The following is a 14,552-nucleotide window of genomic DNA, read 5'->3' on the forward strand; positions in this document are numbered from 1 at the left end:
GCTCAGTCCGGACGCGCGAACAGGGAAGGATCCAGCAGGGCGGTCGGATCGAACGGTACGTCGCCGATCTTGGCACCCCAGTGGAGGTGTGGGCCTGTCACTCGCCCGGTGGAGCCGGATAGGCCCACTCGTTGGCCGGCCTCGACGGCGTCGTCTTCCTTGACCTGTAGCTTGCTGAGGTGCGCGTAGAGCGTGAACAACCCGCCGCCGTGATCCAGGATGACGGTGTTCCCCGAGTAGTAGAGATCCTGGGCCAGCACGACGCGGGCGTCCCCGCTGGCGATCACCCCCGTGCCCTCTGCGGCCCGCAGGTCGAGTCCGGGGTGAGGGGAGCGAGGCGCGTCGTTGAAGAACCGGCGCAGACCGAAGATGGACGTCGGCTCGCCCGGCACGGGGCGGACGAAGGGGCCTTCGGCGATCGGCGCGTCGCGTTTAAGGTAGAGGGCGCGCAGCTTCCCGCGCTCGCGATCGAGCCGATCCCGTACGTCTGCCGGCGGTTCCACGTACTTCGAGGAGACGGATAGCCGTTCTTCGGGAAACTCCCGTGATTCGATCGTCAGCGCGTGGGTGCCGATCACCGTGTCCCCGTCGGTCGTCGTGCCACGTACCTCGATGACCTGGGCTCCCGCCATGGCATCCAGATCCACGAGCGTCCAGCCCACCCAGCGATGTCGGGCCGGATCTCGTGGGTCTGCCGTGAACTGGATCACACGCTCCAGGAAGGTGCCGCTCAGATGGTCGAGCGGGACGTCCGAATCGGCCCAGACCCGGACCGGTTCTCCCGGTGCCAGCACGCGGCCGCCGACGTCGATTTCGAGCCCGGCGGACACGGGCAGCCTCGACGCAAGGGCGAGCATCAGGCAGGCGGTGGCGAACGGACTACGGGGCAGTTTCATCCTTCCATCCTACCCCGGCTCCCGGGAGACCCGCGCCGTTTGATTCCGTTCGCATCGCGGGCTAGAGTGGTGGCGTCGTCTCGGCCGGATGCCGGGGCTTCCCCCAACGGAAAAACGGAGACCCGCCGATGTCGTTCGGAGCCATCTTCACCGCGCTCTACTTCCTGCTCGTGGCAGCGGTGCTGACCTTCTCTCCGATCGTGACGACCCATGTTGGATTTCAGGTCAGTCGTTGGGGCGGGATCGCGCTACTGTTCTTCATGGCTCTCGCTCTGTTCGGCAATCGCGTCTGGGCAAGGTGGTGTGGGCTTCTGTTGTCAATCGCAATCGCGTCGGGAGTGTTGCTCTCCGGCGCCGAGGGTCCGATCATGCTGACCGTACTCATGGGCGCCATCGTAGGAGCCGTTCTGCTGTTGTTCCAGACCGGGGGTTCCTCGACCCAGCGATCGGGGCCGGGGCCGATCACGACCGGCTTGATGCTGGCTTCCGGGGCGTCCGCTTCCATCGTGGTTGTCGGGCTGCTGTTCGCCAGTCAGTCCGGTAGCGCGATCGCGTCGCCGCAGCCCACTGGCGACGAGGTGATGCGCGTCTCACGGACCCGCGTCGAGTGGACCGACTTCGGTGCCGCGTTGCAGCTGGGTGAGCAGGACGATCTCCCGATCCTGGTCAGCTTCGAAACGCCCTGGTGCGGTTACTGCAAGAAGATGAATCAAGTCACGTGGCGCGATCAGCAGGTGATCGATCGGCTCGGCGGGATCATCGCCGTTCGCATCAATGCAGAGTCCGCCGAGGAAGCGGGCGGCTATCGTGGGGTCGACGTCGCCCGTCGCTACAAGGTGCAGGGCTATCCGACGGTGATGCTGATGCGGGCGGATGGCCGGGTCATCTCCCGCACCAGCGGCTACCTCGCGCCGTCGCGATTGCTCTCCTGGCTCGATGGGCAACTTGGGCGTCGTGCGCCGGCGTCTTCGGTATCGACGATTCCAGTCTCCGGATCCTGATAGATGACACCGGGCCTGGCCCTGACCTCGAGTCGTCGCGTCGCCGGAGTCGCCGCGGAAGAACTCCGTCGCGCGATGGCGATGATGAAGGCACCGGGACATCCGCGCCCCTACTTCCTCTCGTACCTGATCCGTGACGAGGAGGCCTGGACCATCCAGGCTCGCTACGGTGCGGTCGGTCAGGACAGCCGGCGTCGGCGTCGCAACGCCTTCTGTGATGTTCGCGTCGGCTCCCATCGGTATGACCAAGTGCGTGAGGGGGGGCTCGATGACAACGACAAGGAAGCCGAGTCCTACTCGTATGTCGATCTTCCGTTTGACGGTCATCTCGACGGCACCCGTCACGGTCTGTGGAGGCTGGCGGACGCCCGCTATCGAGAAGCGCTCGAGACCCTGCTGAATAAACGGTCCCATGCGTTGACCTATCGTGATCAGAACAGGGGCTTCCAGGCGTTCGAGAAACTGGAAGCCCGTCGCGCTGAGGACTGGAAGACCCTCCCGACCATCGATCATGACTTCTGGTTGGACTACGTGACCCGGGTCTCTCGATCCCTGAAGCGATACGGGGATATCAAAGATTCACACGTCGAGTTCTCGGCGGACCTGACCGCCCGTGTCTTTGTGGACTCGGTCGGGTCGCGAATCATCGAGAGTCACCCGGTGGTCTCTCTCGAGTGCTATCTGTGGCTTCTCTCGAAGCGCGGGGATGCTTTTCCGTGGACCCACAAGATCACGGTGACGGACCTCGAGGAACTTCCGGACGAGAAGGCGTTTCGTCGTCAGATCTCGAAGGTCGTGACGCAACTCCGCGCGTTGGCCGAGGCACCACTCGTTCGGTCGTTTTCCGGTCCGGCCTTCCTGGAGCCGATCCCGGCAGGACTCCTGATTCACGAGGCAGTCGGGCATCGACTGGAAGGATGCCGCTTGCTGGCCTCGGGAGAGGGACAAACCTTCAAGGGCGCGTTGGGGAAGAAAGTTCTTCCTTCGTTCCTCTCGGTCTACGACGACCCTCCGAGAACACACTACGACGGGTGCTCCCTGGTCGGTCACTACCGATACGACGACGAGGGAGTCGTCGCAGCACGGGCGAATCTGATCGAGGATGGCGTGTTGAAGGATTACCTGAGAACACGCGTCGGCCTCGCCCGTGGGCATCGATCCAACGGCCATGCGCGGTGTTGTTACCATGAGCGTCCGATCAGTCGCATGGGGGTGCTCTGCGTCGAAGCGCGGGACGGCCTCGAACGCAAGGCTCTTTGGCAACGGTTTCTTGACGAGATCGTCCGTTCCGGTGCGCCCTACGGTCTGCGCGTCGTCCACGCCAGCAGCGGGGAGACGGCGACCGACGCCTACAACTTTCAGGCGTTCATGGGAGAGATCAATCTCGCTGCCCGGGTCTACCCCGACGGACGACAGGAGTGGATTCGAGGCGTCAACTTCGTCGGCACGCCGCTCAATGCGACGCAGGGCATTGTCGCCGCCGGCCGCGTCGGAGAGGTGGATAATGCGTGGTGCGGCGCCGAGTCCGGCTACGTGCCGGTCTCGACGGTCTCACCGGCACTGGTCCTGTCGGAGTTGGAGTTACAGGCGAAACCCGAGCAACCCTACACACCGTATACGTACGAAATGCCGTGGGTTCGAGGCGCTCGTCGTTAGCGGTTGCGGAACGACAGGCCGACTCCGAAGAACCGATCATTCCCGCTGGTGACCTCGACACCCGTAGAAAAATCCAGTTGGATTAGCGGGCGTAGGAGCCAGGTCACTCCGGCATCGATCCCATTCGCTGCACCGTCAGCGGCGCTCAGACCACTCTCGCCGAACGCCTCGACGAAAAACCCCCAACGCTCAGTGAGCGATCGACCGTAGGCCACCGTCCAGATTGCCGATGCGAGTTGATCGTCGTCTCCCGACGGATCCTCGACGGTATCGAGGCGCACTCCGACGTTGTAGCCGACCCCGGCGCGGTCAGACAGCGTGTGAGAGAAGCTGAATCGAAAGGCCGGATCGGTTTCGTTTCGTCCCAGGTCGGGATCGCCACTGGCAATCTGAATCTCCCCCAGTAGGGCGACCTGCGGCCGGGGGCCGGCCTCTTCGGCGAGCTTCCACTTGAATCCCAGGGACGCGTCACCGTTTCCGCGGACGCGCGGGCCCGAGGGAGTTTCGGGGCTGAGTTTCTGGTAGCCCGCGTAGCCAATACGAAGTTCCCAGCGTGGGTCCAACCCGATCCGAACCAGGGTCTGGGGCACGCTATCGATCTCCAGACGGACCCCCGGTTGGTCGACCTCAATCCGGCTATATCCCAGCTCAACCTGGAACGCTCCGGCGGCGATGGTCTCCGCGGACTCGGTCTGGTCGGGGCGATCGGTGACGAGCTCATCGCCGTTCGCCAGGGCGATCACAGGAAGTGCGAGGATCGCCACGAGAATCAGGTTCGCGGGTCGCCGAAAGCGTTTCATGAAACTCCTTTTGAGTAGTCAAAACCTTGAGAGCCGGGAGTATAGCAGGGGGCGGAGGGACCGCCACCTGCTATAAGCTGCGTCGTTCGACCAAGCAGGAGACCCCGATGCCCGAGTTTATCTACACCATGAAAGACCTGAGGAAGGTCGTTCCACCGAAACGAGAGATCCTCAAGGGGATCTGGTTGTCGTTCTTCCACGGCGCGAAGATTGGCGTCCTGGGGAGTAACGGCGCCGGCAAGAGCTCGCTTCTACGGATCATGGCCGGCGAGGATACCGAGTTCGACGGCGAGGCCTTCCCGGGCAAGAAAGCGACGGTCGGTTTCCTACAGCAGGAACCGCGACTGGATCCCGACAAGACGGTCCTCGGGAACATCGAAGAGGGGGTTGCCGAGACCAAGGCCCTTCTCGATCGGTTTAACGAGCTATCGGATCGATTTGCGGAACCGCTGGAAGCGGACGAGATGGACAAGCTTCTGGAGGAACAGGCCAAGCTCCAGGATCGGATCGACGCGGTCGGCGCCTGGGAACTGGAGAGCCGTCTCGAGTTGGCGATGGACGCGCTTCGGTGTCCACCGGCCGAGTCGAGTGTCGAACATCTCTCCGGCGGCGAACGGCGGCGGGTCGCCCTCTGTCGACTCCTCTTGCAGCAGCCGGACCTCCTGCTGCTTGACGAACCGACAAACCACCTCGACGCCGAGTCGGTGGCGTGGCTTGAGCGCCATCTCCACGATTACGCGGGTACGGTTGTGGCCATCACCCATGACCGATATTTCCTGGATAACGTCGCCGGTTGGATTCTCGAATTGGATCGCGGCGAAGGCATCCCCTGGGAGGGGAACTACTCGTCGTGGCTCGAACAGAAGCGCGCGCGCCTCGACAAGGAAGAGCGCGCGTCTGCATCGCGCAAGCGAACGCTCGATCGTGAACTTGAGTGGGTCCGAATGGCTCCACGCGCTCGTCAGGCCAAGAACAAGGCACGAGTCAAGCGTTACGAGGAACTGCTGTCAGAGGATCACGAGAAGAGTTCCGCGTTGGAAGCGATCTACATCCCGGCAGGCAAGCGTCTGGGGGATGTCGTCGTCGAGGCCTCGGGACTCAGCAAGGGCTACGAGGATCGACTGCTGATCGATCAATTGGAATTCAGTCTTCCGCCCGGCGGAATCGTGGGTGTGATCGGTGCCAACGGCGCGGGAAAGACCACACTATTCCGGATGATTACCGGAGAGGAGAAGCCGGACTCGGGAACGCTTCGTATCGGCGAGACCGTAGAACTGGCGTACGTCGATCAGTCTCGGGACGCCCTCGAGCCGGAGAAGACGGTCTGGGAGGCGATCTCCGAGGGCAACGAGCAGATCATGCTCGGCAAGCGCGAGGTGTCGTCGCGGGCCTATGCGTCCTCGTTCAACTTCAAGGGTGCCGACCAGCAGAAGCTGGTCAAGACCCTCTCCGGGGGGGAGCGCAACCGGGTTCATCTGGCTCGCACCCTGAAGAGCGGTGGAAACCTATTGCTACTTGACGAGCCGACCAACGATCTGGACGTAGACACGTTGCGTGCGTTGGAGGACGCCCTACTCAATTTCGCCGGTTGTGCCGTTGTCATCTCGCATGATCGCTGGTTCCTCGACCGGATCGCGACGCACATCCTCGCGTTTGAGGGGGATAGTCAGGTCGAATGGTTCAGCGGAAACTACCAGGAGTACGAGGAGGACCGGCGACGACGAATGGGTGATGACGCCGATCGTCCGCATCGGCTTCGGTATCGAAAACTAACGCGCGACTAGCGACAGATGGCGCGTTCTCTTCTTTGGCCTGCCGCACACAGGTATTGGCGTACGTTCGTGGGAGGATTCGTCCTCCTGCTGGCGACCAACGCCCTCGTGCTGTCGGTTCCCTGGTTGCTTCGGGAGGCGATTGACGGGCTCGAAGCCGGCGAGCCGATCGGTACGACGATTCGCTATTCGATCGCGATCGTCGTGGTCGCGCTGTTACAGGCGGTTGTTCGGACCTTCTCGAGGCTGGCGATCCTCGGCAACAGCCGCAAGATCTGCTACGACATCCGCGAGCGCTTTTTCCGTCATCTTCTCTCGCTGGGCGCTACGTTCTACGACAGCCATCGTGTCGGCGACATCATGTCTCGTGGTGTGAACGATATCCGACAGATCCAGGGGTTCTTCGGCCCGGGTGTGATGAACGTGGCCAACACCACGATTATCTACACGGCGGCAGCGGTCTTGTTGTTCAGGATCGATGCGACGCTGACGCTGTTCGCACTCGGGATCTACCCGATCCTGTTCCTCACGGTCAATCGGCTCAATCGCCGCATCTACTCGACGTCCGTCGCGGTGCAGGAACAACTCGCGACGATTTCCAGCCGCGTGCAGGAGAACATCAGCGGCATTCAGCAAGTAAAGACCTATGCCCAGGAGGACCGAGAGATCGAGATGTTCTCAGCGGAGTGCAACATTTATCGCGAGCGGAACCTCGCGATGGCGGCGACCCGCGGAACGATGATCTCGTTGATCGGTGTCGTCGCCGGTGCGGGCTCCCTCGTGGTGCTGTTCCTTGGTGGACGGGCCGTGATTGACGGCCGGATCTCGTTAGGCGACTTCATCGCGTTCAACGCGTATCTCGGGCTCCTCGTCTGGCCGACCATCGCCCTTGGCTGGATTCTCAATACGTTTCAACGGGGTCTGGGCGCGGCCGACCGGCTGCTGGAGATTCTTCGGGTTGAGCCGGATGTCGTCGACGGAGAAGATCGATTGCCGACCGATGGGCCGTTGCGGGGCGACCTGGAGATCCGCGGGTTGACGTTTCGACACGCGTCCGATGACACGTCTCGTCCGCCGTCTCTCAGAGATATCGATCTGAAGATCCCCAAGGGAAGCCGGATCGCCATCGTGGGTCCGGTGGGCTCCGGGAAGTCGACCCTGGTCAATATCCTTGCTCGGGTCTACCCGGTTCCGCGCGATCGAGTGTTTGTCGATGGAGTCGATCTTAACGACATCCCGTTGGAGCGATGGCGCCGAAGTGTCGGCTACGTTCCCCAGGAGGCGTTTCTGTTCTCGCGCACGATTCAGGAGAACGTCATCTTCGGGCGCCCCGATGCGGAGGCGGAGGAGATCGGTCGGGCAATTCGAATCTCGAATCTTGAAGGAGACCTGGCGGCCTTTCCCGAGGGGATCGAGACACCCGTCGGCGAGCGCGGGTTCACGCTCTCCGGGGGGCAACGACAACGAGCTACGCTGGCCCGCGCCGTCCTTACCGACCCTGACGTTCTTATTCTCGATGACTCGTTGTCGAGTCTCGATGCGGATACGGAGCGCTCGGTGCTCGAGCAGCTCGGCCACTGGCGGTCGGAGCGGACGACCATTCTGATCACCCATCGCCTGACATCGCTCGCAAACATGGATCGAATCCTCGTCCTCGACGAAGGCCGCATCGTCGAGGATGGCAGTCACGAGCAACTGGTTGCCGCCGACGGACTGTATCGCCAACTCTTCGACCGTCAACGTCTACAACAACGATTGGAACAGGGATGAGCGCGCACGGCCATCACCCCGGTTCGGCAGACGACCGGCTGGGAAAAGTCTACGACGCGGAGATGTTTCGGCGTTTGTGGGCCTACGTTCGCCCGCACCGGACTCTGGTATTCGTCTCGTTCGTGATCATCTTCGTCCTCGGTGCGGCACAGCTCGTTCAGCCCTATTTGATCCGTATCGCAATCGATGACCATATCGGTACCAGAAACTCCGACGGGCTCGGAATCCTTGCCCTGTGGTTCGGGCTGGCGTTGCTGGGAGAGTTCCTTCTGCGCTGGTTACAGATCTACGTTCTGGAGAGGACCGGGCAGAACGTCGTGTACGACCTCCGGACCGACGCGTTCGCTCATCTTCAACGACTACCGTCGAGCTTCTTTGACCGAAATCCGGTCGGTCGGCTGATGACACGCGTGACGAGTGACGTCGAGGCGATTCACGAGGTGTTCACCTCGGGGCTCGTGATGATTCTCGCGGACCTGGTCAAGGTGATCGGCATTGTCGTGATTCTGCTTGCGATGGACTGGAGGCTCGCGCTGGTGACCTTCGCCGTCATCCCGCCGATCATCTTCGTGACGTTGCAATTCCGGGGTCGAATGCGATCTGCTTATCGGACGGTCCGGGGGGCGATCGCGCGGCTCAACGCGTTTCTGCAGGAGAACGTAACCGGCATGCGCATCGTGCAGATGTTCGGTCGAGAGAACGAGAGCGCAGAGGCGTTTGCGGAGATCAACGCCGAGCATCGCGAGGCTCAACTCAAGGCGGTGGTCTACGAGTCCAGCTTTACGTCCCTCGCTGAGTTGGTCGCCGCTGTCGCCCTGGCGGTGCTGCTGTGGGCCGGAGGGTACGGGATTCTCGCCGGCATGGTGACGTTTGGAACGTTGGTCGCGTTCATCGAGTACTCGGCGAAGTTCTTTCGGCCCGTCCAGGAATTGTCGCAGCGCTACACCGTGATGCAGGCGGCCATGGCGGCGGCGGAGCGGATCTTCGGTCTCCTGGATACGGAGGTATCGATCAAGTCCAGCGACGGCGCAATTCCCGTTCCGGAGAAGCTGGCCGGCGATATTCGATTCGAGAACGTGACGTTCGGCTACGACGACGAACGGCCGGTGCTGAAAGACGTGTCGTTTCATATCCGCCCGGGTGAGCGGATCGGTGTGGTCGGTTGGACGGGCTCCGGCAAGACGACACTCATCCGTCTGCTCGTACGTCTCTACGATGTGCAGCAGGGGCGAATCCTGCTGGACGGTGTCGACATTCGCAAGTATCGACTACGCGATCTTCGTCGTTCGATCGGCATCGTTCTTCAGGATCCGTTCCTGTTCGCGGGTTCGGTGGGCGGCAATATTTCGCTGGGCGACCCCACAATAGGCCCGGATCGTGTAAAAGCCGCGGCTCGGGCGGTGCAGGTCGATCGATTCATCGAGACGTTGCCCGCCGGCTACGACGAGCGCATTCGCGAGCGGGGCTCCAATCTATCCGTCGGAGAGAAGCAGCTCTTGACCTTTGCGCGGGCGGTTGCGTTCGATCCCGGGATCCTGGTTCTGGATGAGGCGACGGCATCCGTCGATCCGCGGACGGAGCAGAAGATCCAACTGGCGTTGGCGACCCTACTTTCGGATCGGACCTCGATTCTGATCGCCCATCGACTCGCGACGGTCAGAGACGCCGACCGGATTCTCGTCCTGCACCAGGGTGAACTACGCGAGCAAGGGACGCACGAGGAATTGCTGGTCCTCGAGAACGGGATCTACAGGACACTGTATGCGTTACAGGCGACAGCGTAGGTCGCCCTACTCGCGGAACGGTGTGTCTTGCTCGTACCCGCGAAGTCGTTGTCCGATGAATCGTGCCAGCGCCGGATTCTGTTCCCGTCGAGCCAGTTCCAGCGCCTCCGCTGCCAGGGATCGAGCCTCTTCGAACTGTCCGGCCTCTGCGTGGGCGGCTGCCAGGGTGTCGAGGATCGTGGCGTCGAGGCCCCCGGCGAGTTCGCGCGCTCTGGCGGCCAACTGAACCGCCCGTGCTCCGTCTCGCAACGCCGGATCCCGTTCGGTCGCCAGGAGCCAGGCCAGCTCCGTGAGGGCACCCACGCCATCGCCGTCGAGTTCAACGGAACGGATCAGATGGGTTCGCGCGTCCCGTGACCGACCGGACTGCCGCGACGCGACTCCCAAATTGAAGTGGGCTTCGGCGGAGAGCGGTGTCTCCTCGACGAGCCGCGAGAAGAGCTGCACCGCGCGGTCGATATCGCCGGCGTACATCTCCGCGATTCCCAGGTTTGTTCTGAGCGCCGGATCGTCGGGGCGGATCTCATGGGCGCGCCGGTACATCCCGAGGGCCTGATCGTATCGACCCGCCGCAGACAGCATGCCACCCAGCCCGTTCATCGCGTCGGCCTGGCGAGGATCGATCCGCAGGGCGGCCTGATAGCTCTCGACGGCCTCTCGCGCCCTCCCCGCAGAGGCGAGAGCCCGCCCCAGCGTCACACGATTGTGCGCCAGTTCTTCGTTCAGGCGGCGAGTCTGGGGCTCGTTGAGGCGACCGCTGGTTCGTCGGCCGGTCTGATAGGCGATGGTCGATTCGAGGAGCGCGATCGCCGCCTCGGGGTCCGACGCGATGCGGGACTCGGCCATGCCGGGAAGGAAGACCTCGACGGGTAGGTACGGATTGAGGGATCGGCCCGGGTAGGGGAGCGCTCGAGGCAGAAGCTCGGCACCCTCGATAGACAGGAGATCGAGATCGGCGATCAGGGTCTCGGCCTCGACCTTCCCACGGTAGATGACGGCCAGTCTGCCACGCTCGTCGAAAAGGTACGAGGTCGGGACGGCGAGCTCGCGAACGCGGGCGAACTGGAGACGTTCGAGTTCCGCAAGCCTGTCGAGGAGGTTCGAGTCGGCCTCCGCAGAAACAAATGGCAGCCGGAGTTCCGCGACGCGCCCGCGTGCGTCGTCAAGGGTCGTGGGGCTCTCCGGATCGAGACCCTCCACCGTAGCCGCAACGATCTCGAGACCGGCTGTGGAGAGTCTGTCGTGGGCGTCGCGTAGTGTCTGCAACTCCTCGATACACGGACTGCACCAGCTGGCCCAGAGGTTGAGAAGCGTGGGATGCCCCTGTGTGGGAACGGCGATCGCAGCGTCCGGTTCCAAGGAACGAACATCGACCGCCGTCATCGGGAATCGTCGCGAGAGCACCGTCCGGTTCGGAATCTGTGAACCGACCGGGCGCGGCGAGCTGGGAAGGTCAGGGGTCACGGTGCGGGGTGCCACGGCCTGCGCCGTTCCACGCCCCTGTTCCAGCAAGAACCTGCCGCCCGCTTGAACCCCGTCGAACCGCTCCTGTTCTCCGCCTGGCCAATCGACGACCACGGAATCGATCTCCGGGGTTGAAGACAAACCGAAGTGCACCCACTTGCTGGACTGGGAACGGAATCCGTCCCCGGCCGTGAGGTAGCGAACGAGTGCCGGCGAGGAGGCGTCGGCAAACTCGATCTCGATGCGAGCACCGATGCCGTCGCGGTTACTGGTCACCCCGCGCAGTCTGAGGGCCACGGACGGTCCGTGCTCTCCACGGTTCAACATCAATCGCACACGCGGTGCCGTCCGGTTGCGCAGCCAGAAGTCGAGGTCGCCGTCCTGATCCCAGTCGACCGATGCTTGCCCACGCGCGTCGTCAACGAAATCGAGTCCACTCACGGCGGAGATATCGGCGAAGCGCTCCGAGCCCGTGTTCAGCAGGACGACGTTACGCTCATTCCCGCTCCAGTTACGCCCCTCTCGAAGAAATTCGTTGATCTGCGCCCAGCCGCTGGTGTACGAGGCGGTCGGTAACGAGTTGTCCGGTGATTGCGACACGACCTGCCGCCAGAAGAAGCTTCAGAGGTCGCCGGTATCGTCACCCGTCACAAACCCGTTGCAGACGACGATGTCTTCCCAGCCGTCGTTGTTGAGATCGCCGAACCGAGAGGACCAGGCCCACAGACCGCGGTCGACCGCGGCTTCCAGTGTCACGTCCCTGAACGTTCCGTCACCCGCATTCGCAAAGAGAGAGTTGCCGCGAGCCGTGCGCAGGAGGTGTTCTGCGGCAACTGGCGTGTGCTGTTCGGCGAACTGTGCCTGGCGGGCTACCCGGTTGCCGGCGCTCGAGAACATATTGCCGACGTAAAGGTCCGGCCGCCCATCGCGATCGTAGTCTCCCCACGCAACCGACATTCCCGTCCCGATATCCTCGACACCGGCGACCTTGGCGACGTCGACGAATCGGCCACCCTCGTTGCGATAGAGGCTGTTGCGGCCGAAGTCATTGGCGACGTAGAGGTCGACGTTTCCGTCGCGGTCATAGTCGTTCCAGGCCGAGGCGAAGCTGAATCTCCGGTTATGTGCGTCAAGACCTGTCGTGAGGGTGACGTCTTTGAAGCCGAACGATCCATCGTTCTGTAGTAGCACGTTGGCGCCGCCGTTTTGCGCGTCGTGGTAGGGGAACGGAGCCGAGGTCGTGGCGACCGCTCCGTCGGCATCGATGGCTCCTGCGGACCCTGTACCACTGCCACCGTACGTCGCGAGGTAGAGATCCAGGTCGCCGTCGTTGTCGTAGTCCGCAGCCGACAGCGAGTAGGCCTGCTCGACCCAGGTTGCGCGCTGGCGAACCGTGAATCGTCCCTGGCCATCGTTCTCCGCCAGGACCAGTTGGGGGTAGGTGGCCGCGGCAAGATCCTGATCGCCATCTCCGTCCAGATCGACGAGGAGAGAGCCGAAGGTCGCATCCAGCCAGTCGACTCCCGCCACCGAGGACAGATCCCGAATGCTTCCGTCGGGTTGCTGGACCCACAAGCGATTCGGAAGCCCGCCCTCCTCGCTGATATAGACGTCATCCAGGCCGTCGCCGTTGACGTCACCCACCGCGATTCCGCTGTGGCCGAGCAGTGTCATGAAATCAAACTGGGAGATGACGGACGCCCAACGATCGACGCCGATCTCGAACTGGGAGACGGAATCTTCGAGTGCCGCGGTTACCGTCTCCGTCACATCGCCGAACAACGGACCCGATTTCGATTCGAAAAAGACCCGTTCGCGCTCCAGGATCTCCGCCGAGAGCATCTGAGGCCGGCCACCGCGCGTTGCAGGCGACTTCCAGGTGACTTGCCATTCCTCGGTGCGTTGTGAGGAGACGGTGTCCGACTGAGCATAGAAGGTCCACCGAACGCGAGTATCAAACTGGGCGTCTCGTACGGTGATCCGGTAGATCTTGGGTTTGATTCGTATCGGAGTACCTTCGGGTACGCGAAGGGAGTCGTGGAGCCCATCGAAGTACCGACCCACGGCGATTCGTCGCTCTGCGGGGGTCTCGCTGCCTTCGGTTCGGGGTCGCGTCACAGAGAGCGATCCTTCGCGATAGACGGAACCCGCATCCCCGATCGCCGGTGCACGGACGGCGACCGTCGGGCCGTCGTCGATGGACACGTCGGGTTCGACGAGACCGTCGCGGATCCGCTTGAGTTCTGCGGTGGCGGCGTTGGTGAGTTGTTCACCCGTCCAGGCCTGCAGCGTCGGGTCCTCGGTCGTTCGTAGCGGGGACAGCCCCGAAACGACGACGGCCGTGGCGCCGTCGGAACCTGCGTCGGAAGGGGCAGGGGGAGCCTCTCCGCAGCCGAGGATGAAGAGGAGGACTAGGCCCCCGAGTGCGACACACGTCTTTTGAACAAAGCTCATGAGGTGTCTCACCGGCCGGAAACGCCAAGTATAGCAACTTACGGCGTTCACTTGCGGATCGTCCGACAGCAGACAAAGCACCGCGCGGGTCCAATTCTCCGGAGGGGCGGGTATCTTGTGGGTGCCATCTCCCCCATGGGGTTGGGTGCCATTGATGAGGCTCCCAATCCCATTTTTAGAGATCATTCGAGGTAATTCAGCCTCCCGCCACCCCCCCCGGGTCGGGAGGCTGTTTTTTTTGTGAACTCGTTGGCGTCGGGTGTCCTTATCCTGTGACGGGACGGCTCGACCGCCCCGGATCACGAGCCTCGGGAGAGACGTTGTGAGTGGTTCGCACCCCGGTCAGGATGGCAAGCCCACGGATACGGAACTGGTCAAGCAGTTTCAGACCGGCGAGGATCGGGACGACGCGTTCATGCAGCTGTTCGAGCGCTACGGTCCCATCACTTTCGCCTTTCTTCGTCGTCGGATCGGCAACGGCGAGGTGGCGGCCGAAGTTAACCAGGAGTTGTACCTCGGCGTCCTGACTGCGCTGGACGGCTTTCGAGGGCAGGCATCGTTCAAGACCTGGCTGTTCCGAATGGCCCAGAACAGGCTTCTCAACCTTCGCCGCCGATGGCGAACCCACGCCGACGAGATCCCGGCAGCGACACCCGATGCGCTGCAGGAGGATCTACTCCGTGCCGACCAGCCGGACCCCGACCACCAACTGGCCAAGGCTCACGTCGGTGCGACGATGCAGAACTGCCTGGCCGGTCTCAACGAGGTGCAACGGGCGGTCGTCATCGGCAACTACTTTGGCGGCGAGACCCTCGAGCAGTTGACCCGCTCGTTGCGGCTGACCAATCGAAGCGGTGCCCGGGCGACTCTGATCGCCGCACAAAGGAAACTTCGTAAGTGTCTCGAAAAAGCGGGTGTGGGTGCCCGCGATATCGTGGACTGAGGGAGACGCGGG

General features: G+C 62.8%; 10 protein-coding genes. 6 read left to right on the forward strand and 4 right to left on the reverse strand.

Features of this window, described 5'->3' with window-relative positions; genetic code table 11:
- Positions 1 to 2 precede the first annotated feature (2 nt).
- Complete coding sequence (locus tag OES25_10805) at positions 3 to 896, reverse strand: M23 family metallopeptidase (GenBank protein ID MDH3628128.1); 894 nt, start codon at positions 894 to 896, stop codon at positions 3 to 5.
- 128 nt (positions 897 to 1,024) lie between these two features.
- On the opposite strand from OES25_10805, the gene OES25_10810 reads away from it, so the two are divergent.
- Entirely contained in the window at positions 1,025 to 1,897 is an 873-nt protein-coding gene (locus OES25_10810) for a thioredoxin fold domain-containing protein (protein ID MDH3628129.1), read from the forward strand.
- Positions 1,898 to 1,900: 3 nt separating this feature from the next.
- Complete coding sequence (locus OES25_10815; protein MDH3628130.1) at positions 1,901 to 3,553, forward strand: metallopeptidase TldD-related protein; 1,653 nt, start codon at positions 1,901 to 1,903, stop codon at positions 3,551 to 3,553.
- On the opposite strand, the gene OES25_10820 is transcribed toward OES25_10815, so the two are convergent.
- Positions 3,550 to 4,353 carry a transporter gene (locus OES25_10820; protein ID MDH3628131.1) on the reverse strand — a complete coding sequence of 268 codons (804 nt, stop codon included), beginning with the start codon at positions 4,351 to 4,353 and terminating at the stop codon, positions 3,550 to 3,552. The two genes, OES25_10815 and OES25_10820, sit on opposite strands and share 4 nt — an antisense overlap.
- 107 nt (positions 4,354 to 4,460) lie before the next feature.
- Between OES25_10820 and ettA the strand changes: the two genes are divergently transcribed.
- From ettA to OES25_10835, 3 genes are read left to right on the forward strand one after another with little or no spacing between them, the layout of a single operon-like run.
- Entirely contained in the window at positions 4,461 to 6,137 is a 1,677-nt protein-coding gene (ettA, locus tag OES25_10825; protein ID MDH3628132.1) for an energy-dependent translational throttle protein EttA, read from the forward strand.
- A 57-nt stretch (positions 6,138 to 6,194) separates the two neighbouring features.
- Positions 6,195 to 7,895: an ABC transporter ATP-binding protein/permease gene (locus OES25_10830; protein MDH3628133.1), complete on the forward strand. Its 1,701-nt coding sequence runs from the start codon at positions 6,195 to 6,197 to the stop codon at positions 7,893 to 7,895.
- Positions 7,892 to 9,679, forward strand: coding sequence for an ABC transporter ATP-binding protein/permease (locus OES25_10835; protein ID MDH3628134.1), 1,788 nt, complete (start codon positions 7,892 to 7,894; stop codon positions 9,677 to 9,679). The genes OES25_10830 and OES25_10835 overlap by 4 nt, the downstream gene beginning before the upstream one ends.
- Before the next feature lie 6 nt (positions 9,680 to 9,685).
- On the opposite strand, the gene OES25_10840 is transcribed toward OES25_10835, so the two are convergent.
- Positions 9,686 to 11,743, reverse strand: coding sequence for a tetratricopeptide repeat protein (locus OES25_10840; GenBank protein ID MDH3628135.1), 2,058 nt, complete (start codon positions 11,741 to 11,743; stop codon positions 9,686 to 9,688).
- A gap of 21 nt (positions 11,744 to 11,764) precedes the next feature.
- Positions 11,765 to 13,597 (reverse strand): VCBS repeat-containing protein, encoded by a 1,833-nt coding sequence (locus tag OES25_10845; GenBank protein MDH3628136.1) that lies wholly within the window; start codon positions 13,595 to 13,597, stop codon positions 11,765 to 11,767.
- Positions 13,598 to 13,919: 322 nt separating this feature from the next.
- On the opposite strand from OES25_10845, the gene OES25_10850 reads away from it, so the two are divergent.
- Complete coding sequence (locus OES25_10850; GenBank protein MDH3628137.1) at positions 13,920 to 14,540, forward strand: RNA polymerase sigma factor; 621 nt, start codon at positions 13,920 to 13,922, stop codon at positions 14,538 to 14,540.
- The last annotated feature ends 12 nt before the right edge of the window (positions 14,541 to 14,552 follow it).

This window comes from Acidobacteriota bacterium (genome assembly GCA_029861955.1).
GTDB lineage: Bacteria > Acidobacteriota > Polarisedimenticolia > Polarisedimenticolales > Polarisedimenticolaceae > JAOTYK01.